This window comes from Asanoa ferruginea (genome assembly GCF_003387075.1).
Taxonomy (GTDB): domain Bacteria; phylum Actinomycetota; class Actinomycetes; order Mycobacteriales; family Micromonosporaceae; genus Asanoa; species Asanoa ferruginea.
In genome coordinates this window covers 4,697,324-4,719,573 of the sequence record NZ_QUMQ01000001.1, presented here as the reverse complement: position 1 = coordinate 4,719,573, position 22,250 = coordinate 4,697,324, and the positions used below count along the sequence as shown (strand labels likewise).

Genomic DNA, 22,250 nt, shown 5'->3' with positions numbered 1-22,250 from the left:
ATCCCCGCCGGTAGCGTCGCCCGAAAGCGGCCGCCGGCGCGAGGAGTCGTCATGTCTTCGGTAACCACCGCACGCTCGACCGAGGTCACCGTCGAGCTGCGGGTCAACGGGCGCACCTATCCCGCCCGGTTGGACAGCACCACCACGCTGCTCGACGCGCTGCGCGACGAGCTGCACCTGACCGGCACCAAGAAGGGCTGCGACCAGGGCGCCTGCGGTGCGTGCACGGTGCTGCGCGACGGCAAGCGGATCGTCTCCTGCCTGACCCTCGCGGCGCAGTGCGACGGCACGGAGATCACCACCATCGAAGGGCTGGCCGACGACCCCGTCCAGGAGGCTTTCGTCCGCCACGACGCGCTGCAGTGCGGCTATTGCACGGCGGGTCAGGTGATGTCGGCGGTGGCGCTGCTGCGCGAAGGGCGGGCCGGGTCCGACGACGAGATCCGCGAGTTCATGAGCGGCAACCTCTGCCGCTGCGCGGCCTACCCCAACATCGTCGCGGCGATCCGCGAGGTGGCGGACTCATGAGCGACATCGAGTACGTGCGTGCGGCGGATGCGTCCAGTGCCGTGGCCCTGGTCGCCGAGCAGCCGGACGCGGCGTTCCTGGCCGGCGGCACCACCGAGCTCGACCTGGCGCTCAAGGACCGGGTCGTGCACCCGAGCCGGCTGGTCGACATCGGCCGGCTGCCGCTGCGCGGCGTCACCCGCACCGGCGAACACCTGCGGATCGCCGCACTGACCACAATGGAGGAGCTGGCCGCCGACGAGACGGTGGCCGCCCGGCTGCCCCTGGTCCGCGAGGCGCTGCTGGCCGGCGCCTCGACGCAGTTGCGCAACATGGCCACCATCGGCGGCAACCTCCTGCAACGCACCCGGTGCCGCTATTTCCGCGACCCCGACGTGGGCGCCTGCAACAAGCGCACGCCCGGCTCGGGCTGTGCCGCGGTCGAGGCCGTCGCCCGGATGCACGCGATCCTCGGCGCCGGCCCGTCGTGCATCGCCCTGCACGCCTCCGACCTGTGCGTCCCGTTGGTGGCGCTGGACGCGGTCGTGGTGCTGCGCGACGCCGACGGCGGCCGGCGCGTGCCGCTGACCGAGTTCTACCTGACCCCGGGCGACCGGCCGGACCGGGAGAACGTGCTGCGCCACGGCGAGTTGGTCACCCACGTCGAAGTGCCGCTGCTGCCCGCGGGCACCCGATCGGGCTACCTGAAGGTCCGGGACCGGTCTTCCTACGAGTTCGCGCTCACCTCGGCCGCCGCCGCCATCCAGGTCGACGACGGCACGATCGCGGCCGCGCGGCTCGGGCTGGGCGGCGTCGGCACGGTGCCGTGGCGGGCCTACGAGGCCGAGCGGGTCCTGGTCGGCGCGCCGGCCAACGAGCGCACCTTCCGCGCGGCGGCCGAGGCGGCGATCCGCCACCCGTTCACGGTCCCCGGCACGGAGTTCAAGGTGGAACTGGCCAAGCGCACGATCGTGCGGATCCTGCGGACGGTGACAACATGACGGCGACTCTCACTGACCGGTTGCTCGGGCGGCCGGTTGACCGGGTCGACGGCCGGCGCAAGGTGGCCGGTGCCGCGCCCTACCCGTCTGACTTCGACCTGCCCGGCCAGGTGCACGCGGCGCTGATCTCGTCGACCGTCGCGGCCGGCCGGATCACCCGGATCGACCGCTCGGCGGCCGAGGCCGCGCCCGGCGTGCTGGCCGTGCTCACCCACGAGAACGCGCCCGCGCTGGCCCCGCCGCCACCCAACGACCTCGGCTCGATCACCCGCTGGACCCTCCAGGACGACCGGATCTTCCACTACGGCCAGCACATCGGCATCGTGGTCGCCGCCACCCAGGCGCAGGCGCAGGCGGCCGCGCGCCTGGTCGAGGTGGAATACGCGGAGCAGGAGCCGGTGCTCGACATCCTCGACCCGCGGGCGTTTGTCGAGGAGAACCCGTACGGCCTGGAGAGCAGCCGCGGTGACGTGGAGACCGCGCTGGCCGCGGCCGACGCCACGGTCGACGCGACCTACACGATCGCCGGTGAGTCCAACAGCCCGATGGGCCTGTTCACCACCGTCGCGAGCTGGCAGGGCGGCCGGCTGGTGGTGCACGACACCACCCAGTACCCGTCGATGGTGCGGGCCTCGCTGGCCGCCATGTTCGAGGTGCCGGAGCGCGACGTCCGGGTGCTGATCCCGTTCCTCGGCGGTGGGTTCGGCGCCGGGCTGCGGCTGTGGAGCCACACGGTGCTCACCACGCTGGCGGCGCGGGTCCTCGACCGGCCGGTCAAGCTGGTGCTGACCCGGCCGCAGATGTTCAGCTCGACCGGGCACCGCGCCAGCAACCGGCAGCGGATCCAGCTCGGCGCGACCGATGACGGGCGGCTGCTGGCGATCGATCACGAGTGCCTGGCCGCCAACGGTGTCGAAGACCGGCTCAGCTCCTACATCGTCGCCAACACGCCGGCACAGTACGCCTGCGACAACGTCGCCACCCACGACCGGGTCGCGCACGTCAACATCCCGTACACCGGATTCATGCGGGCTCCCGGCGGCGCGGAGCTCAACTTCGCGCTGGAGTCCGCGCTCGACGAACTGGCCAACGGGATCGGGATCGACCCGGTCGAGCTGCGGCTGCGCAACTACGCCGAGGTCAACCCGGTGTCCGGCAAGCCGTGGTCGAGCAAGGCGCTGCGGGAGTGCCTGACGGTCGGCGCCGACCGGTTCGGCTGGTCGCGGCGCGACCCCGCGCCCCGCTCGATGCGCGACGGCGACTGGCTCGTCGGCTACGGCATGGCCGGGGTGACGTTCGACTTCTACGCCGACGCGTGCGAGGTGCGGCTGACCGTCGACCAGGGCGGGAACGCCACCCTGCGCACCGCGGCCACCGACATCGGCACCGGGACCTACACGATCGCCGCTCAGCTCACCGCGGAGCTGCTCGGTCTCGACCTCGACCAGGTCCGGGTGGAGATCGGCGACACCGACCTGCCGCCGGCACCGCAGTCCGGCGGCTCGGGGCTGGCCGGCGCGCTCGGCGCCGCGGTCAAGGACGCCGCCGGCCAGTTGACGGCCCGCCTGGCCCGCCTCGACGGCAGCCCCGGCGAGACGTTCGGGGCGATGCTCGACCGGCTCGGCCTCGACGAGATCTCCGCGACCGGCCGCTCCGACCTGGCCGCCGCGGCCGGCACCGCCGACCTGGCCGTGGCCGGCCCGTTCGCCGCCCGCTTCGCCGAGGTCGGTGTCGACGAGGAGCTGGGCCTGGTCCGGCTGCGCCGGCTGGTCTCGGTGGTCGACGGCGGCCGGCTCTACAACGAGAAACTGGCCCGCAGCCAGGTGATCGGCGGCACCGTCATGGGGCTCGGCATGACGCTGCTGGAGGAGACCATCGTCGACCCGAACACCGGGCGGATCGCCAACGGAACCTTGGGCGACTACGTGGTGCCGGTCAACGCCGACGTGCCCGAACTCGACGTGGTCTTCGTCGGCGGTCCCGACGCGTTCACCCCGACCGGCACCAAGGGGCTCGGCGAGATCGGCATCATCGGCGTGGCCGCGGCGATCGCCAACGCGGTGCACCACGCGACCGGCCGGCGGGTCCGCGACCTGCCGATCACATTGGACAAGCTGCTCTGACCCTTGACGCGCACTATTCACCCAGTGAATAGTGGGTCGCATGTCGACCCCGCATGTGCTGCTCGGGCTGCTCGCCGCCGGGCCCATGCACGGCTACGAGCTGAAACGCGCACACGACCAGCGGCTGCCGCAGGCCAAGCCGCTCGCGTTCGGCCAGGTCTACGCCACCCTCGGCCGGCTCCAGCGCGACGGTCTGGTGACCAGCACCGGGCAGGACCAGGATGGCGGTCCGGAGCGCACCAGCTTCGCACTCACCGACGCGGGCCGGGCCCGGCTCGACGAGTGGCTGGGCCAGGTCGAGCCGCCCGCGCCCTACGTGACCAGCACGCTGTTCGCCAAGGTCGCGGTCGCGGTGCTGGTCAGCGGCGAGCAGCGGGCCCACGACTACCTGGTCGCGCAGCGCACGGCACACATAAACCGGCTGCGCGCGCTGACCGCCGTCAAGACCGACCCGGACAGCGGCCTCGGCGACGTGGTCGCCGCCGACTTCGCGATCCTCCACCTCGACGCCGACCTCCGCTGGGTGGCCAACACCCTGGCTCGCGTCGCCGACCTGCATCGGGAGTTGCAACCATGACGATTCTGCGCGCCAGGGGCGTGGTGAAGTCCTACGGGCCGACACCCGCGCTGCGTGGGGTGACCATCGACGTCGCGGAGGGCGAGATCCTCGCCGTCACGGGCCCGAGCGGTTGCGGCAAGTCGACCCTGCTGCACTGCCTGGCCGGCATCCTGCGGCCCGACGCCGGCGAGGTGAGCTACGGCGAGCACCGCCTCGACACGTGGTCGGAGCGGATGCGGGCGAAGCTGCGCCGCACCGAGTTCGGCGTGCTGTTCCAGTTCGGGCAGTTGGTCGCCGAGTTGACCGCGGCGGAGAACGTCGCGCTGCCGTTGCTTCTCGCCGGCACGGGGCGGCGAGAGGCGCGGACCGCCGCGGTGCAGTGGCTCGACCGGCTGGGTGTGGCCGACCTGGCCGACACCCGGCCGGGCGAGATGTCGGGCGGCCAGCAGCAGCGCTGTGCGACCGCGCGGGCCCTGGTCACCGAGCCGCGGGTGCTCTTCGCCGACGAGCCGACCGGCGCGCTCGACTCGCGCACCAGCGAGCAGCTTCTGGGCGAATTGGTGCGGGTGGTCCGCGACCAGCGCACCACGGTCGTGCTGATCACCCATGACGCGACCGTCGCCGGGTACGCCGACCGCGAGGTGCCACTGCGCGACGGCGTGCTCGACCCGTCGGGCCTGGGCCTCACCGCGATCTCGGGCCGGCACAACCGGTGAAGCCGACGACCCTGCTGCGGCTGGCCCTGGCCGGCAGCCGCACCGACGGCCTGCGGGTGGCCCTCACCGCCGTCAGCGCGGCGCTCGCCACGGTGGTCATCCTCGCCGCGCTCACCGTCATCGCGATCCCCGAGCTGGGCGAGCGGGTCAACAACAACCGCTACGTCAACGCCCTGCTCGACGAGCCAGGTCTGCGCGGCGGCACCGCGATCACGCTGGTCATGCTGACCATCCCGATCCTGGCCCTGGCCGGCCAGTGCGCGCGGCTCGGCGCACCGGCCCGCGACCGGCGGCTGGCCGGCTTCCGGCTGGCCGGTGCCAGCCCGGGCCAGGCCACGCTGATCGCGCTCGCCGAGACCGGCGTCGCGGCCCTCGTCGGCACGGGCGTCGGCACCGGCGCCTACTTCGCGGCCCGCGTGCTCCTCGACCGGCCCAGGCCGGATGGGCTGCTGCCGCTGCCGACCGACGTCCTGCCGTCACCGGTCGCCATCGGCATCGTCGTCGTCGCACTGCCCTTGGTCGCCGCCCTCGCCGCGGCGGTGATGCTGCGCCGGGTCGTGGTCGGGCCGCTCGGCGTCGTCCGGCAGGCCCGCCGCACCCGGGCGCCGTTGCCCTGGCCCGGCGCGCTGATCGTGCTCGGCCTCATCGGCGCGGGCAGCATCCTGCCGATCTTCCGCTACTACGACGCACGGCAGTTGCAACCCCCGGACTGGATCGTGTTGGTCGTCGGTTTCGGCGGGCCGCTGTGCGCGATCCTCGGCGTCATCCTGGGCACCGGCTGGATCTCCTACGCGACCGGCCGGCTGCTGCACCGCTTCGGCCGCCGGCCCGCGGTGCTGCTCGCGGCGCGGCGGCTGACCACCGACCCGTGGCACGGCGGGCGCACCTTCGCCGCCCTGCTCACCTGCGTCGTCGTCGGCGCCGGCGCGGCCTGCATGCGCGGCTATTTCCAGATCATGCGCGACCTCGAGCTGGCGGAGCTCCGCGACAACACCGGCAACTTCGTCCCGTCCGACGACAACTTCTATCTGTCCACGATGAACCTCGTCGACCTCGCGATCGTGGTGGCCCTGGTGATCGCGGCCGGCGGCCTGCTGGTCGCGGTCGGCGAGGGCATCGTCTCGCGCCGCCGGGCGTACGCGGCGCTGGTCGCCTCGGGTGTTCCCCGCGGCGTGCTGGCCCGGTCGATCCTCTGGCAGGCGCTGGCCCCGGTGGTGCCGTCGGTCGTGCTCGCGCTGTTCGTGGGCACCCAACTGGTCGGCCGGACCTACACCCGCGGCGGCGTCGAGAACTACGGCCGCACCGCGCCATACGTGCTGCCGTGGGACACCCTCGCCTCCTACGGCCTGCTCGCGGTCGCCGCGGTCGCCGTCGCCGTCGGGGTCGGGCTGCTGTTCCTGCGCGGCAGCACCGCGGTGGAGGAGTTGCGCACCGGCTGATTGACTGTGCCGATGCGCCCGGCCGAGGGAGAAGTGCTGCACTTCTCCGAAGACCCGACGATCACCCGCTTCGTGCCGCACGTGGCGCCCACCTCGGCGGAGGCCGACCCCTACGTCTGGGCGGTGGGCCACGACCGGGCACCCGACTACTGGTTCCCGCGCGACACCCCGCGCGCGATGGCCTGGACGCAGCCGGAAACCACGCCCGCCGACCGCGATCGGATCATCGGCGCGGGCTGCGGGAGGCGGGTGCACGCCGTCGAATACCGCGCGCTACCAGCGATGCGCGACGTGCGGCTCTACGGCTACCGGCTGCCGGCCGCGCCGTTCCACCCGATCGGCTCGGCCCGGCACGCGCTCGTCGCGACCGAACCGGTCGAGCCGCTCGGCCCGCCGGAGCCGGTCGGCGACCTGTTCGCGTTGCACGAGGCGGCCGGCATCCAGCTTCGGGTGCTGCCCAACCTCTGGCCGTTCTGGGACCAGGTGATCGGCAGCACGCTCGGCTTCAGCGGCATCCGCCTGCGCTACGCCGCGGCACGCCGCTGACGTAGCTCTTCGAGCAGGTAGAGCCAGATCTCGCTGATCGTCGGGAAGCTCGCGACCGCGTGCCGCAGGACGCTGACCGGCACCTTGCCGACCACCGCGACGGTGGCCGCGTGCAGCAACTCGCTCACACCCGAGCCGACGAACGTGACGCCGACCAACGTGTCGGTGCTGTTGTCGATGACCAGCTTGGCCCGGCCGACGTAGTGCTCGCGGGCCAGCCGGGCACCGTCGATGCCGGCGAAGTCGCGTTCCACCACCTCCACCGGGATCTCCCGGTCGAGCGCCTCGGCCTCGGTCAGCCCGACGGAGGCCACCTCCGGGTCGCAGAAGACCACCTGCGGCGCGCCGTCCTTGTCGGCCTGGTCGGTGTAGGGGTTGAAGGGCCGCTCGTCGAGCGGCTTCCCGGCGGCCCGCGCCGCGATCACCTCGCCGGCGATCCGGGCGTGGTATTTGCCCATGTGGGTGAGCAGCGCCCGGCCGTTGAGGTCGCCGAGCACGTAGAGCCAGTCGGTGCCGGGCACCGTCAGGTGGTCGTCGACCTCGACGAACCCGCGGTCGGTGGTCGGCACGCCGACCGCCTCGAGCCCGATGTCGCGGCTGTTCGGCACCCGCCCGGTCGCCACCAGCACCTCGTCGGCGACGAGTCGCTCGCCGTCGCCGACGGTCACGGTGACCTCGTCGCCGTGCGTACGCCCGATGCCCCGGTCGTCGACCTTCTCCCGAAGCACCTCGTGCACCGGCGTCCCGGTGCGCACGGTGATCCCGTCGGCCTCGAAGGCCTGCCGCACCAGCTCACCCACGAACGGCTCTTTCATCTCCAGCAGCCGCTCCCCCGGGAACACCAGCGTCAGCTCCTCGACACCGAGCCCGCGCAACCAGGTAGCGGCCTCGCAGGCAACGACCCCGCCACCGATGACGACCATCCGGCGCGGCACCTCGTGCATGTTGGTCACGTCGCGCGACCGCCACGGCCGCGCGTCGGCGAGCCCGGTGATCGGCGGCAGCGCACCATCGGTGCCGGGCGAGAGCACCACGGCCTGGGTGGCGGTGATCTCCCGGGTGCGGCCGTCGTCGCTGACCTCCACCGTCTTCGGCCCGACCAGCCGCCCGCGACCCCGGAGCACGTCGACGTCGTGGCTCAGCATGAGGTCGACGGACTGCTTGTCGTCGTGGTTGTAGGTGATCTCGTCGCGCCGGGCCAACACGGCGTCGGCGTCGACGCGCCGGCCGTTGACGAGCTGCCGCATCCCGGGCAGGTCGACGGCCAGGTTGCGGGCGTGCACCGGCAGCAGCATCGCCTTGCTCGGCATACACGCCCAGAACAGGCATTCACCGCCGACGCGGTCCTGCTCGACCAGCGCCACCGACAGCCCCGCGAAGCTGCTGTAGAGCGAGATCGTCTCCCCCGGCGGCGCACCGCCCACGACGATGACATCCCATTCCGATCGGGCCGGGTTGATCGAGCCGTTCATCGCCGCCCCCTCACGGTCGGATCCCAAAATCCAGCGAAACACGCGGGCGTACGCCTACTGGCCGGTAATGGGAGACTGCGCAATGCGCAAGCCCGTGCTCATCCTGCTCCGGCACGCGATGCCCGCCGCCGATTCGGCCGCGGAGCCTTCGACCTGGCCGCTTTCGGCCGCGGGTTCGGCGGCGGCGGCCGCGCTGGCGCCGCTGCTGCCGCCCGGGGCGGGCCTGGTGTCGAGCAACGAGCCCAAGGCGGTGCAGACCCTGCGGGCCGCGGCGGGTGGGCGGAGCGTGCCGACCGACCCGCGGCTGCGCGAGGTCGACCGGCCGCCGGAGGCGTGGTCGGCCGACTTCCGCCTGGCCCGTCGGGCCTATGTGGAGGGTCGGGTGCCGGCCGGCTGGGAGCCGCCCGCCGCCGTGGCCGAGCGGATGGACGCGGCTATCGCCGCGCACCGCCGCGCCGGCGACGCGCTCGTCGTCGCCGGCCACGGCATGGCGTTCACGGTCTGGCTGGCCAGCCACGGGTTGATCGACGACCCTGGGGCGTTCTGGGCCGCGCTACGCCTCCCCGACCTCTTCGCCGTCGACGACGCCGCCGTCCGCCGCCTCGGCTGATCAGCCGACTGTCGCCGGACGCCCGGCTGATCAGGCGACTGTCGCCGCAGGCCAGGCTGACCAACCGACTGTCGCCGCGGGCCAGGCTGACCAACCGACTGTCGCCGCGGGCCAGGCTGACCAACCGACTGTCGCCGCAGCCGCGGCTGATCAGGCGACCGTCGCCGCAGCCTCCGGAGCGGTCGCCGGCACCGCAGCGGCATCAACAGCGGCCGGCGCGGCGGGCACAGCATCCGCAGCCGCTGCCGGCGCCGTGGCTGGCACCGCGTCTGGGTCGGTCATGCGGTGGGGGCGGGCGACCAGAAGCAGTGCCAGGGTCGCGGCGACCATGCCGCCGGCGACCACCGTCGCCATCGCCAGCGCGCCGTTGCCGAACACGCCGACCAGGGGTGCGGCCAGGGCGCCCGTGCCGAACTGAACCGCACCCAGGAGCGCCGCCGCCGTGCCGGCCGCCTCGCCGTGCCGCGACATCGCCACCGCCGCCGAGTTGGGCATTGCCAGGCCGCCCGCGAACAGCACCAGCCACAGCGCCGCCAGCAGGGTGGCCAGGCCGCCGAAGCCGGTGGCGGCGAAGACGATCAGCAGCGCACCCGCGCTGGTGCCGAGGATCAGCGCGCCGACCAGCACCCGTTGCGGGGTGAACCGGCGCAGCAGCCGCACGTTGAACTGCGTCGCGGCGATCAGGCCGACCGCGCCGGCGCCGAACGCGAAGCCGAACTGGCGCTCGTTCAGCCCGTATTGGTCCTGGAACACGAACGACGACCCGGCCACGTAGGAGAACAGCGCCGCCATCGCGAAGCCGGCGACCAGCACCATCCCGACGAACACCCGGTCGCGCAGCAGTTCCCCGTACGTCCGCATGGTGTCAGCTACGCCGCCCCGGCGGCGGCGTTCCGGCGGCAGGGTTTCCCGGAGCAGGAACAGCGCGGTCAGCGTGAGCAGCACGCCGAACCCGGCCAGCACCACGAAGACGCCGCGCCAGCTCGTCGCCTCCAGCACCGCGCTGCCCAGCGTCGGCGCGAGGATCGGTGCCAGGCCCATCACCAGCATCAGCCGGGAGAACAGCCGGGCGAACGCGGTGCCGCTGAACAGGTCGCGGACCACCGCCATCGCGACCACCGAGGTCGCCGCCACGCCCAGGCCCTGCACCACCCGCAGCGCGCCGAGCAGGCCGATCGTCGGCGCGACGACGCAGAGCACCGAGGCCAGCACGTGCAACCCGAGGCCGAGCAGCAGCGGGCGGCGGCGGCCGAACGCGTCGGCGAGCGGACCGATCACGAGCTGTCCGAGCGCCAGGCCGGCCAGCGTCCCGGTCAGCGTGAGCTGCACCGCCGTCGACGTGGTGCCGAGGTCGTCGGTGATGGCCGGCAGGGCCGGCAGGTACATGTCGATGGTCAACGGCCCGATGGCGATCAGCGAGCCGAGGACGACGACGAGGCGGATGCGTTGCCGCAGGGACAGCTCGGGTGGATCGATCACACTGGCTGCAAATCCGCTGGACGGTGCGCCATTCCCGGCATCGATGGTGTTTCAGCTCACAGGTCTCTTTCAGCTGACATCCAAAAGAAAACCATCGATGTCTTGTACGCGCCGCGCGGCGCCGACACCATACGGCCGGCACATGCCCGTTCACCCACAAGGGAGCGACATGCGGATTCCCCGAACCATCCCGATCCTGCTGACGGCCGCGGTGACCGTCGCACTGACCGCGACCGCCGTGGCCAGCCCGGCGGCCGCCGCCGTACCCGGGCCCAACATCTCGCTGGCCAACGTCAAGGCGACCCTGACCCAGTTGCAGAGCATCGCCACGGCGAACGGCGGCAACCGGGCGCACGGCCAGCCCGGCTATCTCGCGTCGGTCAACTACGTGCGCGGCCGGCTCGACACGGCCGGCTTCACCACCGCGGTGCAGTCGTTCAGCTACGGCGGCGCGACCGGCTACAACTTGATCGCCGACTGGCCGGGCGGCGACACCACCAACACGGTGATGATCGGCTCGCACCTCGACAGCGTCGCGGCCGGCCCCGGGATCAACGACAACGGCTCGGGTTCCGCCTCGATCCTCGAGGTCGCGCTGGAGGTGGCCCGGCAGGGCGTGACCCCGACCCGGCACCTGCGGTTCGCCTGGTGGGGCGCCGAGGAGCGGGGCTTGATCGGCTCCGACTTCTACGTCGACAGCCTGAGCGCGACGGCGCGGGCCAACATCGAGGCCTACTACAACTTCGACATGGTCGGTTCGCCGAACCCCGGCTACTTCCTCTACGACGGCGACAACTCCGACGGCACCGGCGCCGGCCCCGGCCCCGCCGGCTCGGCGCAACTGGAGGCCGTGCTGGCCACCTACTTCGCGAGCATCGGCGTGCCGACCGAGGGCACCGACTTCGACGGCCGCAGCGACTACGGCCCGTTCATCGCGGCCGGCATCCCGGCCGGCGGCACGTTCACCGGCGCCGAGCAGCGCAAGACGGCCGCCCAGGCGGCCAAGTGGGGCGGCACGTCCGGCGCCGCCTACGACGCCTGCTACCACCGCGCCTGCGACACCACCGCCAACATCAACGACACCGCGCTGGACCGCAACGCCGACGCGATCGCGTACGCCGTCTGGAACGTCGCGGTCAGCCCGGCCGCTCCCCCGGCGGCCGTCTACAGCGACACGTTCGAAACCGCGACCGGCTGGACCGCCAACCCGGCCGGCACCGACACGGCAACGCTCGGCCAGTGGGTCCGGGGCGACCCGGCCGCGACCACGTCGAGCGGTGCGAAGCAACTCGGCACCACCGTCAGCGGCAGCAACGACCTTGTCACCGGCGCGTCGGCCGGCACGGCGGCGGGCGACTTCGACGTCGACGGCGGCACCACGACGATCCAGTCGCCGGCGATCACGCTGCCCGCGACCGGCCCGCTGACGCTGTCGTTCTCCTGGTATCTGGCACACGGCAGCAACTCGAGCAGCGCCGACTCGTTCTCCGCGGCCGTCGTGCACAGCGGCGGCACCACGACCCTGTTCACCCAGGCGGGCGCGGCCAGCAACCGCAACGGCGCCTGGGCCAGCCGGACCGCGAGCCTGACCCCGTACGCCGGGCAATCGATCCGGATCGTGTTCCGCGCGGTCGACGCGAGCACCGCGAGCCTGGTCGAGGCCGGCGTCGACGACGTCCGGATCACGCAGGGCTGAGGCCGAACGCAACCGGCGGGCCCCGTCTTTCGGATGGGGCCCGTCTGGCGTGCATAGGGCGGCGGTGAGCGGGGTATGCGCTCGCGCATGAGCGATTCAACGGAGAAGCCGCCGGGCTGGGAGCCGCGCACCGGGTCGGAGCAGCCGTGGGACCCGGAGGACCTGGCCGAGGCCGAAGGTAAGGATCCGACTCCCGCCAACATCGCCCGGGCCAAGGCCGAACTCGACGAAGACGGCCCGGCCGCGATCGACCGGACCGTCCCCTGACGCCTGTTACGGGGTGAGGCCGTTGCGGCGGATCACCTCGCGGAACCACAGCGCGCTGTCCTTGGGCAACCGGGCCTGCGTCGCGTAGTCGACATAGACCAGGCCGAACCGCTTGTCATACCCGTACGCCCACTCGAAGTTGTCGAGCAGTGACCACGCGATGTAGCCGCGCATGTCGGCGCCCCGGCGGATGGCGTCGTGCACCGCCCGCACGTGGCCGTCGAGGTAGCCGATCCGCGCCGGGTCGGAAACCCGGCCGTCGACCACCGTGTCGACATACGAAGCACCGTTCTCGGTGACGATCAGCGGCGTGCCCGGGTAGTCGACGGACAGCCGGACCAGCAGGTCGCCCAGCCCGGTCGGGTCGACCGGCCAGTCCATCGCCGTGACCGGCGTGTTCTGATCCGGGTAGACGATGCCTTCGCTGCCCGGGTAGTTGGGGTTGGCCGCCGCGCCGACCTGCGCCGCGACCACCGACGGCTGGTAGTAGTTGACGCCCAGCAGGTCGATCGGCGCCGCGATGGTGGCCAGGTCGCCGTCGTTGATCACCCCACTGGCACCGAACCGGTCGAACAGGGCCCGCATGTCGTCGGGATAGCCGCCCTTGAACACCGGGTCGAGGAAGATCCGGTTCTGGAGGCCGTCGATCAGCGTCGCTGCCGCCACGTCGTGCGGGTCGGCCGGGTCCTGCGGGGTCACCCGGGTCAGGTTGAGGGTCAGCGACACCTCCCGCGCCCCACCGGCCCGCAGCGCCGCGACCCCGGCGCCGTGTGCCAGCAGCAGGTGGTGTGCGGCCTCGAACGCGGCCCGCGGGTCGCGCCGCCCCGGCGCGTGTGCCCCGCTGGCATAGCCGAGGAACGCCGAGCACCACGGCTCGTTGAGCGTGCCCCAGGTCGGCACCCGGTCGCCGAGCCGGGCCACCGTGGCGGCGGCCAACTCGGCGAACGCGTAGGCGGTGTCCCGGTTGGTCCAGCCGCCCCGGTCTTCCAGCACCTGCGGCAGGTCCCAGTGGTAGAGCGTGGCCATCGGCTCGATGCCCCGCTCGAGCAGCGCGTCGACGAGCCGGTCGTAGAAGTCGAGCCCGCGCGGGTTGACCGGGCCGCCGCCGTCTGGCTTGATCCGCGGCCAGGCGACCGAGAACCGGTAGGTGCGCAGGCCCAGGTCGTCCATCAGGCCGACGTCGTCGGCGAACCGGTGGTAGTGGTCGCAGGCCACGTCGCCGGTGTGCCCGCCGAAGACCATTCCGGGTGTACGCGCGAACGTGTCCCAAATGGACGGTGACCGCCCGTCGGCCTGTGCGGCGCCCTCGATCTGGTAGGACGCGGTGGACGCGCCCCACCGGAACCCCTCCGGGAACCGCAGCAGATGGGCGTCGGTGGCTTCCTCGACGATGGTCATCCCTTGACGGCTCCTTGCATGATTCCTCCGATGATCTGTTTGCCGAGCACCACGAAGACGACGAGCAACGGCAGGATCGCGATCAGCGCGCCGGTCAGGGCCAGCGAATAGTCGGTGATCCGGCCGGCCGACAGCGTGGAGAGCACGACCTGCACGGTCGGATCCTCAGGTGTCAGCACGACCAGCGGCCAGAAGAAGTCGTTCCACGCGGTCAGGAAGGTCAGCATGCCGAGCACCGCGGCCGCCGGCCGCGCGGCCGGGAGCACCACGTGCCAGAAGAGCCGGATGGTCGAGCAGCCGTCGACCCGGCCGGCCTCCAGCAACTCGGTCGGCACCGCCTCGGACAGATACTGCGTCATGAAGAAGACGCCGAACCCGTTGACCATCGCCGGGACGATGACCGCGTAGATGGTGCCGGTCCACTGGATCTTCGCCATCAGCATGTAGAGCGGGATGATGCCGAGGGTGGTCGGCACCATCATCGTCGCGATGATGCTGAGCAGCAGGATGTTGCGGCCCCGGAAGCGCAGCTTCGCGAAGGCGAAGCCGGCCAGCGTGGAGAAGAGCACCACGCTCAGCGTGATGGAACCGGCGACCAGGAACGAGTTGATCAGGGCCTTCTCGAACGGGACCATCGTGAACGCCCGCTTGAGGTTGAACCAGAGGTTGCCGCCGAGCAGCACCGGCGGCGGCATCTTGCCGAGGGCGCTGTTGTCCTGGGAGGCGACGACCACCGACCAGTAGAGCGGGAAGAACGAGAAGAACGCGATCGCCGTCAGCACCAGGTAGGTGAACTTGCCGGGCCGGCGGCGGAACGCGCGGCGGATCCGGCGGCGGGCCGTCGGCGTCGGGCTCACATGCCGGGGCGGCGGGGCGAGGGTAGTGGCCATCAGCTCCTCCTAAGCCGGCTGGTAATCCCGAAGTTGATCGCCGCGACGATCACGATGATCAGGAACATCACCCACGAGCTCGCGGACGCGTAGCCGAAGTCGAAGCGGCCGAACGCGACCTCGTAGAGGTAGAGCGCGAGGGTCTGGAACTGCCGGTCGGAACCGCCGGTCAGGCCGTTGCCACCGAACAGCAACGGCTCGGCGAGCACCTGCATGCCGCCGATCGTCGAGATGATGACGGTGAAGATGATGGTCGGCCGGATCGCCGGCACGGTGATCTTCCGGAGCTGCTGGAAGCTGGTCGCGCCGTCGAGCGAGGCCGAGTCGTAGAGCTCCTTGGGCACCGCCTGCATCGCCGCCAGGTAGATCAGCGCGTTGTAGCCGGTCCACCGCCAGATGATCATCGTGGACACCGCGACGTGCGAGCTCCAGGTGTTGGCGGTCCAGTCGACCTTGTCGACGCCGAAGAGGCCGATCACCCAGTTGATGAGGCCGTAGTCACGGCCGAAGAGCTGGCTGAAGATGATGGCCACGGCGGCGACGCTGGTGATGTTGGGGATCAGCGCGCTCATCCGCCAGAACGTCTGCCCGCGCAGCCGCTGGTTGAGGATGTGCGCGAGCACGAGCGCCAGCAACAACTGCGGCACGGTGGAGAGGACCCAGATCGACACGGTGTTCCACAACGCGTTCCAGAACGCCGGGTCGTCGAAGAGCTTGGTGTAGTTGCCGAAGCCGATCCACGTGTGCTCCTCGGACAGCAGGCTCCAGTCGTGCAGGGAGACCCAGGCCGTGAAGATCAGTGGAAAGACGCCGAACCCCAGGAACAGCAGGAAGAACGGCGCGATGTACAGGTAGGGCGAGCCCTTGACGTCGAGGCGGTGCAGCAGGCCGCGGCGTGGCACCACCCGCTCCTCCGTCGCCAACTGGGTCATCCCCGTCACCTCCGGTTGCTTGGCGCGCCGTGGTCCCGGGCGCCGAAAGCGCACCGGGACCAGGCGGGCGGGGATCTCTTAGAGAAGTGCCTTGACGTCGGTCAGAACCTGTTGCCAGGACTGGTCGGGCGTCTGCTTGCCCTGCTCGATCCGGGTGAGGCCGTTGATGATCTGGGTGTTGATGTCGCCGGCCTTCGGGCCGAGGTACTGCGGCTTCATCGTCGTCACCGACTTGGAGAAGATCTCGCCGACCGGTGCGTTGTTGAAGTACGGGTTCTTGAAGTCCTTGATCGCCGGGTCGCCGTAGAGGGTCATCGTCGACGGGAAGTTGCCGTACTTCTGGAAGACCTTGACCTCCTGCTCCGGAGCGGTCAGCCACTTCGCCAGCTCGTACGCCTGCTTGGTGTGCTTGCCCTGCTTGGGAACGGTCAGCCAGGAGCCGCCCCAGTTGCCCCCGCCGCCGGGAACATCAGCGATGTCCCACTTGCCGGTGGCGTCCTTGGCCTGGGTCTGGATGTAGGCCATCATCCACGAGGGACAGGCCAGCGTGGCGAACGTGCCCTTGGCGAAGCCGGCGTTCCAGGCCGGCGTCCACGCCTCGGCGCGGGCCGACAGCCCCGAGGTCACGGCCTGCGCGGAGAGGTCGAACGCCTTCTTCACGTCGGGGTTGCTGTCGACCACGACGTTGTCGCCGTCGTAGAGACCGACGGGGGCCTGGCCGAGGATCGACCGGTACATGACCGTCGGGCCGTCGAAGAAGTGCGCGCCCGGCACCTTGGCCGCCTCGAACTTCTTGCCGGTCTCGATGTATTGCTCCCAGGTCGGCCAGAGCTTGGAGACCTCGGCGCGGTCGGTGGGCAGCCCGGCCTTCTTGAACAGGTCGCTCCGGTAGCACATGGCCATGCCGCCCGCGTCGGTGCCGAGGCCGATGACCTTGCCGTCCTTCGACGTGCCGACCTTCCACTTCCACTCGGGCCACTGCGCCTTGATGTCGTTGGCCCCGAACTCGGAGAGGTCGACGAACTTCGAGGGCTGCGCCGTGAACTGGCCGATCCAGCCCTCTTCCAGCGCCTCGATGTCGGCGGCGCCGGTGTTGGTCGCGAGGTGGGCGGCGAGGTTCTTGTGGTGGTCCTCGGTCTTGGTGATCCGCTCGGTGATCTTCACATTGGGGTGCAGCTGCATGTACTCGGCGTAGAGCTCTTTGTATCCGAACTCGCCGAACGTGGCGACCGTAAGGGCGACCGGACCGTCGTCGGCAGCTTGGCTGTCGCCGTCGTCGCTCCCGCATGCCGCCGTCGCGAGCAGTGCGGCGGCAACAATCGGGACGACCGCGGTGAACCTGCGGCGCATGGACTCCTCCAGGCGATCGGTTATCTGGGCAGGATTCGGAGAGCGCTCTCCAGAGCAGGTGTGGCGGCCGGCGGGTGGTGCTTTACGGATCTTGGTCTGGGAGGTGCTGCGGTGGTGGGGGTGCCTTGCGCCGGATGAGAGAGAGCGCTCTCACTTGGTTCCCGACCATCGAGGAACGTGAGCGCCATGTCAATAACCCGTTGCGGTTTCGTTACATGCCGCAAGACCTGGCTCGGAGAGCGCTTCCCACACTTTCTCCCCACCGCGACGCCACGTCAAGCGATCGAGACTCACGAATCAGGCCAGTCGGCGGGCCGGTTTGCCGCGTTGAGCCATCGACAGCCATCAGCCATTGACAGGGCTGAAGCGACCCGTCAGAGTGGCGCGGAAGAGAGCGCTCTCTTTACGTCCCGTCCCACGTAAAGGAGACCCACATGAGTCGGGTCATGCCCGGCCGACGATGGCGCCTGGCCGCGCTCGGCGCCGCTGTGCTCGCACTTTTCGCCAGCTTCCTGGTGGTCACCGCGGTGACCGCCGCGGCGGCGGATCCGCTGATCTCGCAAGGACACCCCGCCACCGCCTCGTCAACCGAGAATGCCGGCACGCCGGCCTCCGCCGCCTTCGACGGCAACGCCGCGACCCGCTGGTCCAGCGCCTTCAGCGTGCCGCAGTGGGTGCAGGTCGACCTCGGTGACACGGCCACGGTCAGCCGCGTCGTGCTCAACTGGGAGGCCGCGTACGCGACCGCCTTCACCGTCCAGACCTCGGCCAACGGCACGACCTGGACGACCATCTCGACCACCACCAACGGCACCGGCGGGATCCAGGACCTGACGGTCAGCGGCAGTGGTCGCTACGTGCGGGTCAACGCAACCGCCAAGGCCACGGGGTACGGCGTCTCGCTCTGGGAGTTCCAGGTCTACGGTGCCATCGCCGGCTCCGGAGGCTGTGGCACCGCCAACGCCGCGTTGGGCCGTCCCGCCACCGCGTCGTCGATCCAGAGCGCCACGTTCCCGGCCGGCTCCGCCGTCGACGGCAACACCGGCACCCGCTGGTCGAGCGCCGCCGCCGACCCGCAATGGCTCCAGGTCGACCTGGGCAGCACCCAGACGATCTGCGGCGTCACGCTCCAGTGGGAAGCCGCCTACGGGCGGGCGTTCCAGGTGCAGACCTCGACCGACGCGACCACCTGGGTGTCGATCTACTCGACCACGACGGGTACCGGCGGCACCCAGGTGCTGACCGTCAACGGATCGGGTCGCTACGTGCGGGTGTACGGCACCGCGCGGGGCACCGCTTTCGGCTACTCGCTCTGGGAGTTCCAGGTTCGTACCGGTAGCGGACCGACGATTCCGCCGCCCACGACACCACCGCCCACGACACCGCCGCCGACCGATCCCCCGCCCACTGGCACCGTGCGGCTGCTGTCCTACAACAAGCCGGCGGTCGCGAGCACCAGCCAGAACGACGGCGCCTGCTTCGAGTGCACCCCGGCCCGCGCCTTCGACAACGACCCGGCCAGCCGTTGGGCGACCAGCGCCACCACCGGCTGGGTCGACCCCGGCTGGATCTACGTCGACCTCGGCGCCACTGCCGGCATCACCCAGGTGGTGCTCCAGTGGGACCCGGCGTTCGCCCGGGCCTACCAGATCCAGGTGTCACCGGACGCCGCCACCTGGACGACCATCTACTCCACCACGACCGGCGCCGGCTTCAAGGAAACGCTCAACGTCACCGGCACCGGCCGCTACGTGCGCATGTTCGGCACCGCGCGGTCCAGCACCTACGGCTACTCGCTCTGGGAGTTCAAGGTGTATGGCACCGGCGGCAACCCGACCACGCCGCCCGCGATGCCGGCGGACCCGGTGTTCCCCGCCAACCGTCTGGTGTGGAGTGACGAGTTCAACGGAGCGGCGGGCAGCAAGCCCGACCCGACGAAGTGGACGATCGACACCGGCACGGGGCAGAACAACGAGCTCCAGTACTACACCAACAACAACAACGCCAACATGGACGGCGCCGGGTCGCTGGTCATCGAGGCGCGCCGCGAGGCCGCCGGCGGCCGGCAATACACCTCGCACCGGATGAACACCGGCAACAAGTTCTCCGTTCAATACGGTCGGATCGAGGCCCGGATCAAGGTGCCGAAGGGCAACGGCTTCTGGCCGGCGTTCTGGATGATGGGCGCCGACTTCCTGACCGGTCGCCCGTGGCCCTACAACGGTGAGATCGACATCATGGAGGTCCTCGGCCGCAACACGACGGAGGGCTACTCGACCCTGCACGCACCCGCCTACAACGGCGGTGCCGGCTACGGACAGAAATACACCGCACCCGGCGGCGTCGACCTGGCCAACGACTACCACGTCTGGGCCGTCGAGTGGGACAGCCAACGGATGACCTTCAAGCTCGACGGCACCACGGTCTTCGTGGCCAACAAGGCGACCGTCGAGGCGACCCGCGGTCCCTGGGTCTACGACCACCCGTTCTACGTGATCCTCAACCTCGCGGTCGGCGGCGACTTCCCCGGTCCCGTCGACGCCACGACCCCGTTCCCGTCCCGGATGCTCGTCGACTACGTCCGGGTCTACCAGAACTAAGGCCCACCACGGCGGGGTGGCCGGTGAGCGCCCGACCGGCCACCCCGTCGCCGCACCCTTCGCACCGCGAAAGGAGTCCCCATGCACAGGCCCGGTACCTTCGCCGTCCCGCGAGGACCGATGCGCCTCCTCACCTACGCCGCCGCGCTTGTTCTCCTGCTCGGCGCCTTCCTGGTGACCGTCACCCGCACCGCGGCCGCCGCCGACCCACTGATCTCACAGGGTCGAGCGGCGAGTGCCTCCTCCACGGAAAACGGCGGGTCCCCCGCCAGCAATGCTGTCGACGGCAACAACGGCACCCGCTGGTCGAGCGCGTTCAGCGACCCGCAGTGGTTGCAGGTCGACCTCGGCGCCAGTGCCACCGTCAGCCGGGTGGTGCTGCGGTGGGAGGCCGCCTACGCCACCGCGTACACCCTCGCTGTCTCCGCCAACGGAAGTTCCTGGACGACCATCTACTCCACCACCACGGCGACCGGCGGCAACCAGGACCTCACGGTCTCCGGGACCGGCCGTTACGTGCGGATCAACACCACCCGGCGGGCAACCGGCTACGGCGTCTCGCTCTGGGAGTTCCAGGTCTACGGCGTCGGTGGGGCAGCGCCGCCCACGACGCCACCACCGACCGGCCCGATCGTGCGGGTCTCCGAGTTCCTCGCGGACTGCCCGTTCTCGCACCGCCTGCCGGACGACCCGATCGTCTTCCCGAGCCTGCCGGGCGCCTCGCACATGCACAGCTTCTTCGGTGCCCGCAGCACCAACGCCTACACCAACATCTCCGAACTGCTGGCCGGCACCAGCAACTGCAACCCGGCCATCGACCTGTCCTCCTACTGGGTGCCCACCCTCTACTACGACGACCAGCCGGTCGAACCGACCACCGGGGTGTTCTACTACCTCGGTGAGGGTGTGCGCGCCGACGTGACGGCCCGGATCCAGCCGCTCCCGCTGGGGCTGCGGATCGTGGCCGGCAACGCGAAGGCGACGGCGCCCGACGCGACCACCATCTCCCGGTGGTCCTGCCTGCACCACAACGAGGCCGGCGCGGGCAAGGACTTCATCACCTGCCCGGCCGGCAGCATGCTGGAGTCCTATCTGGACTTCCCGCAGTGCTGGAACGGCCGCGACCTCGACTCGGCTGACCACAAGAGCCACATGGCCTACCCCGTCAACGGCGACTGCCCGGCCACCCACCCGGTGCCGGTGCCGAAGCTGCGGCAGGTGTTGCGCTACCCGGTCAACGGCGACCCCGCCCGGATCCGGCTCTCCTCCGGTCGCGGTTTCACCATGCACGGCGACTTCTTCAACGCCTGGCCCGTGGCGGAGATGGAGCGCCGCGTGCGGGACTGCATCCGGCCCATCATCAAGTGCGGCGTCAACGGCACCCCGTGACCCGAACCTCATCCGAGTTGGAGCTTTGCGTGCGCGACCAGATCCGACCGGTCACGTGACCAGAACTCATCACCCCCGCCGGCCCGGCTCCGGGCCGGCGGGGTCCGGCAATGGCGGCCGGATAACCGGAAGTTCCAGTGGAACTTCCGGTGCTATAACTGGTCGCGTGACGACCCGTGCAGCGGAACCACCGCGACCGCCCACCCTGGACGAGGTCGCTGTCGCCGCCGGGGTTTCCCGGGCGACCGTTTCCCGCGTCATCAACGACGTGCCGACCGTCGATCCGCGGATGCGCGCGGCGGTCGAACGCGCCATCGAAGAGGTCGGCTACGTGCCCAACCTCGCGGCCCGGTCGCTGGTCACCCGGCGGACCGACTCGGTCGCCCTGGTGATCAGCGAGCCGCCGGACCACCGCGAATACGCCGCGACCTTCCTCAACCGGGTCTTCACCGATCCCTACTTCGGCCGGCTGACCGCCGGCGCGCAGGAGGTGCTCCGGCCCGAGGGCATCCACCTGGTGATCATCCCGGCCGACCCGCCGGCGCACGAACAGGTGCTGCGCTACCTGCGCCAGGGGCACGTCGACGGCGTCCTGTTGATCTCCAGCCACGCCGCCGACCCGTTCCCCGGCCAGCTCGCCGACATGGGCGTGGCCACCGTGCTCTCCGCCCGGCCCGGCCGGCCGGTGCCGCTCAGCTATGTCGACGTCGACCAGCCGGCCGGCGTCCGGCTCGCGGCCGACCACCTGGTGGCCCGCGGCCGGCGGCGGCTCGGCACGATCGCCGGCCCGCAGGACATGCCGGCCGGGCAGGACCGGCTCTCCGCGTTCCGCGACGCGCTGGCCCGGCACGGGCTGCCCAGCCCGCCGGTGGCCGAGGGCGACTTCACCCGGGCCAGCGGCGAGGCGGCCGCACGCGCACTGCTCGACGGGCACCCCGACCTCGACGGCCTGTTCGTCGCCAACGACCTGATGGCCGAGGGCGCCGTCCGGGTGTTGCAGGAGGCCGGCCGGCGGGTGCCGACCGACATCTCGGTGGTCGGTTTCGACGACAGCAGCGCCGCGCTCGAGGCACATCCCCAGCTCACGACCATTCACCAGCCGGTCGAGGAGATGGCCGGCGAGATGGCCCGGCTGCTGCTGGCCGGGCTGCGCGAGCCGGGTCGCTCGCCGCGCACTGTCATCTTCAGTCCCACGCTGGTAGTCCGCGACTCCTCCTGACAGACCCGTGCCAGCGCCGTGTGCGAGCGCTGCCAGTGGCCCCCGGCATCTTGGTCA

At 71.1% G+C, this 22,250-nt stretch carries 19 protein-coding genes; 13 read left to right on the top strand and 6 right to left on the bottom strand.

Features of this window, described 5'->3' with window-relative positions; translation table 11 throughout:
- Positions 1 to 51 precede the first annotated feature (51 nt).
- Genes DFJ67_RS22220 through DFJ67_RS22190 form a run of 7 tightly spaced genes read left to right on the top strand, consistent with a single transcriptional unit; the run spans position 52 to position 6,891 of the window.
- Positions 52 to 528, top strand: coding sequence for a (2Fe-2S)-binding protein (locus tag DFJ67_RS22220; RefSeq protein ID WP_116069751.1), 477 nt, complete (start codon positions 52 to 54; stop codon positions 526 to 528).
- Positions 525 to 1,508 (top strand): FAD binding domain-containing protein, encoded by a 984-nt coding sequence (locus DFJ67_RS22215; RefSeq protein WP_116069750.1) that lies wholly within the window; start codon positions 525 to 527, stop codon positions 1,506 to 1,508. The genes DFJ67_RS22220 and DFJ67_RS22215 overlap by 4 nt, the downstream gene beginning before the upstream one ends.
- Entirely contained in the window at positions 1,505 to 3,631 is a 2,127-nt protein-coding gene (locus DFJ67_RS22210) for a xanthine dehydrogenase family protein molybdopterin-binding subunit (protein ID WP_116069749.1), read from the top strand. The genes DFJ67_RS22215 and DFJ67_RS22210 overlap by 4 nt, the downstream gene beginning before the upstream one ends.
- Positions 3,632 to 3,671: 40 nt before the next feature.
- Positions 3,672 to 4,208: a PadR family transcriptional regulator gene (locus tag DFJ67_RS22205; RefSeq protein WP_116069748.1), complete on the top strand. Its 537-nt coding sequence runs from the start codon at positions 3,672 to 3,674 to the stop codon at positions 4,206 to 4,208.
- The gene (locus DFJ67_RS22200; protein ID WP_116069747.1) at positions 4,205 to 4,906 is read left to right on the top strand and encodes an ABC transporter ATP-binding protein; all 702 of its coding nucleotides are present in this window, start codon (positions 4,205 to 4,207) and stop codon (positions 4,904 to 4,906) included. Before DFJ67_RS22205 ends, DFJ67_RS22200 begins: the two co-directional genes overlap by 4 nt.
- Positions 4,903 to 6,345, top strand: coding sequence for an FtsX-like permease family protein (locus tag DFJ67_RS22195; protein WP_116069746.1), 1,443 nt, complete (start codon positions 4,903 to 4,905; stop codon positions 6,343 to 6,345). The genes DFJ67_RS22200 and DFJ67_RS22195 overlap by 4 nt, the downstream gene beginning before the upstream one ends.
- 12 nt (positions 6,346 to 6,357) lie before the next feature.
- Positions 6,358 to 6,891: a DUF6886 family protein gene (locus DFJ67_RS22190; RefSeq protein WP_116069745.1), complete on the top strand. Its 534-nt coding sequence runs from the start codon at positions 6,358 to 6,360 to the stop codon at positions 6,889 to 6,891.
- Here DFJ67_RS22190 and DFJ67_RS22185 read toward each other — a convergent pair.
- Positions 6,870 to 8,363 (bottom strand): dihydrolipoyl dehydrogenase family protein, encoded by a 1,494-nt coding sequence (locus DFJ67_RS22185; protein WP_116069744.1) that lies wholly within the window; start codon positions 8,361 to 8,363, stop codon positions 6,870 to 6,872. The genes DFJ67_RS22190 and DFJ67_RS22185 overlap by 22 nt on opposite strands.
- Before the next feature lie 82 nt (positions 8,364 to 8,445).
- On the opposite strand from DFJ67_RS22185, the gene DFJ67_RS22180 reads away from it, so the two are divergent.
- Positions 8,446 to 8,973, top strand: coding sequence for a histidine phosphatase family protein (locus DFJ67_RS22180; RefSeq protein ID WP_203784362.1), 528 nt, complete (start codon positions 8,446 to 8,448; stop codon positions 8,971 to 8,973).
- 150 nt (positions 8,974 to 9,123) lie between these two features.
- Here the strand turns inward: DFJ67_RS22180 and DFJ67_RS22175 are convergent, their stop codons facing one another.
- Entirely contained in the window at positions 9,124 to 10,452 is a 1,329-nt protein-coding gene (locus DFJ67_RS22175; protein ID WP_239097550.1) for a multidrug effflux MFS transporter, read from the bottom strand.
- A 169-nt stretch (positions 10,453 to 10,621) separates the two neighbouring features.
- On the opposite strand from DFJ67_RS22175, the gene DFJ67_RS22170 reads away from it, so the two are divergent.
- Both DFJ67_RS22170 and DFJ67_RS22165 read left to right on the top strand, forming a co-directional pair.
- Positions 10,622 to 12,148: a M28 family peptidase gene (locus tag DFJ67_RS22170; RefSeq protein ID WP_116069743.1), complete on the top strand. Its 1,527-nt coding sequence runs from the start codon at positions 10,622 to 10,624 to the stop codon at positions 12,146 to 12,148.
- A gap of 87 nt (positions 12,149 to 12,235) precedes the next feature.
- On the top strand, positions 12,236 to 12,415 hold the full coding sequence (locus tag DFJ67_RS22165) for a hypothetical protein (protein ID WP_116069742.1): 180 nt from the start codon (positions 12,236 to 12,238) through the stop codon (positions 12,413 to 12,415).
- 6 nt (positions 12,416 to 12,421) lie between these two features.
- Here the strand turns inward: DFJ67_RS22165 and DFJ67_RS22160 are convergent, their stop codons facing one another.
- The 4 genes from DFJ67_RS22160 to DFJ67_RS22145 all read right to left on the bottom strand — a co-directional run bounded on the left by DFJ67_RS22160 (position 12,422) and on the right by DFJ67_RS22145 (position 16,985).
- Positions 12,422 to 13,813 (bottom strand): GH1 family beta-glucosidase, encoded by a 1,392-nt coding sequence (locus DFJ67_RS22160; RefSeq protein WP_116069741.1) that lies wholly within the window; start codon positions 13,811 to 13,813, stop codon positions 12,422 to 12,424.
- Positions 13,810 to 14,640 carry a carbohydrate ABC transporter permease gene (locus tag DFJ67_RS22155; protein ID WP_409362976.1) on the bottom strand — a complete coding sequence of 277 codons (831 nt, stop codon included), beginning with the start codon at positions 14,638 to 14,640 and terminating at the stop codon, positions 13,810 to 13,812. The genes DFJ67_RS22160 and DFJ67_RS22155 overlap by 4 nt, the downstream gene beginning before the upstream one ends.
- Positions 14,641 to 14,702: 62 nt before the next feature.
- Entirely contained in the window at positions 14,703 to 15,635 is a 933-nt protein-coding gene (locus DFJ67_RS22150) for a carbohydrate ABC transporter permease (RefSeq protein ID WP_116069739.1), read from the bottom strand.
- 78 nt (positions 15,636 to 15,713) lie between these two features.
- Positions 15,714 to 16,985 carry an ABC transporter substrate-binding protein gene (locus DFJ67_RS22145; RefSeq protein WP_116069738.1) on the bottom strand — a complete coding sequence of 424 codons (1,272 nt, stop codon included), beginning with the start codon at positions 16,983 to 16,985 and terminating at the stop codon, positions 15,714 to 15,716.
- A gap of 434 nt (positions 16,986 to 17,419) precedes the next feature.
- Between DFJ67_RS22145 and DFJ67_RS22140 the strand changes: the two genes are divergently transcribed.
- From DFJ67_RS22140 to DFJ67_RS22130, 3 genes are all read left to right on the top strand, one after another.
- Positions 17,420 to 19,585, top strand: coding sequence for a discoidin domain-containing protein (locus DFJ67_RS22140; protein WP_239097549.1), 2,166 nt, complete (start codon positions 17,420 to 17,422; stop codon positions 19,583 to 19,585).
- An 81-nt stretch (positions 19,586 to 19,666) separates the two neighbouring features.
- A complete protein-coding gene (locus DFJ67_RS44570) occupies positions 19,667 to 20,974 on the top strand; it encodes a DUF1996 domain-containing protein (protein WP_239097548.1) in 1,308 nt (435 codons plus the stop codon).
- A 166-nt stretch (positions 20,975 to 21,140) separates the two neighbouring features.
- Positions 21,141 to 22,193, top strand: coding sequence for a LacI family DNA-binding transcriptional regulator (locus tag DFJ67_RS22130; protein WP_116069736.1), 1,053 nt, complete (start codon positions 21,141 to 21,143; stop codon positions 22,191 to 22,193).
- Positions 22,194 to 22,250: the final 57 nt, after the last annotated feature.

Bases quoted from the DNA above. Each gene is read 5' to 3' on its own strand.
- DFJ67_RS22220 (WP_116069751.1), top strand. From the start codon at position 52: ATGTCTTCGGTAACCACCGCACGCTCGACCGAGGTCACCGTCGAGCTG.
- DFJ67_RS22215 (WP_116069750.1), top strand. From the start codon at position 525: ATGAGCGACATCGAGTACGTGCGTGCGGCGGATGCGTCCAGTGCCGTG.
- DFJ67_RS22210 (WP_116069749.1), top strand. From the start codon at position 1,505: ATGACGGCGACTCTCACTGACCGGTTGCTCGGGCGGCCGGTTGACCGG.
- DFJ67_RS22205 (WP_116069748.1), top strand. From the start codon at position 3,672: ATGTCGACCCCGCATGTGCTGCTCGGGCTGCTCGCCGCCGGGCCCATG.
- DFJ67_RS22200 (WP_116069747.1), top strand. From the start codon at position 4,205: ATGACGATTCTGCGCGCCAGGGGCGTGGTGAAGTCCTACGGGCCGACA.
- DFJ67_RS22190 (WP_116069745.1), top strand. From the start codon at position 6,358: ATGCGCCCGGCCGAGGGAGAAGTGCTGCACTTCTCCGAAGACCCGACG.
- DFJ67_RS22185 (WP_116069744.1), bottom strand. From the start codon at position 8,363: ATGAACGGCTCGATCAACCCGGCCCGATCGGAATGGGATGTCATCGTC.
- DFJ67_RS22180 (WP_203784362.1), top strand. From the start codon at position 8,446: ATGCGCAAGCCCGTGCTCATCCTGCTCCGGCACGCGATGCCCGCCGCC.
- DFJ67_RS22170 (WP_116069743.1), top strand. From the start codon at position 10,622: ATGCGGATTCCCCGAACCATCCCGATCCTGCTGACGGCCGCGGTGACC.
- DFJ67_RS22165 (WP_116069742.1), top strand. From the start codon at position 12,236: ATGAGCGATTCAACGGAGAAGCCGCCGGGCTGGGAGCCGCGCACCGGG.
- DFJ67_RS22160 (WP_116069741.1), bottom strand. From the start codon at position 13,813: ATGACCATCGTCGAGGAAGCCACCGACGCCCATCTGCTGCGGTTCCCG.
- DFJ67_RS22150 (WP_116069739.1), bottom strand. From the start codon at position 15,635: ATGACCCAGTTGGCGACGGAGGAGCGGGTGGTGCCACGCCGCGGCCTG.
- DFJ67_RS22145 (WP_116069738.1), bottom strand. From the start codon at position 16,985: ATGCGCCGCAGGTTCACCGCGGTCGTCCCGATTGTTGCCGCCGCACTG.
- DFJ67_RS22140 (WP_239097549.1), top strand. From the start codon at position 17,420: ATGAGTCGGGTCATGCCCGGCCGACGATGGCGCCTGGCCGCGCTCGGC.
- DFJ67_RS44570 (WP_239097548.1), top strand. From the start codon at position 19,667: ATGCACAGGCCCGGTACCTTCGCCGTCCCGCGAGGACCGATGCGCCTC.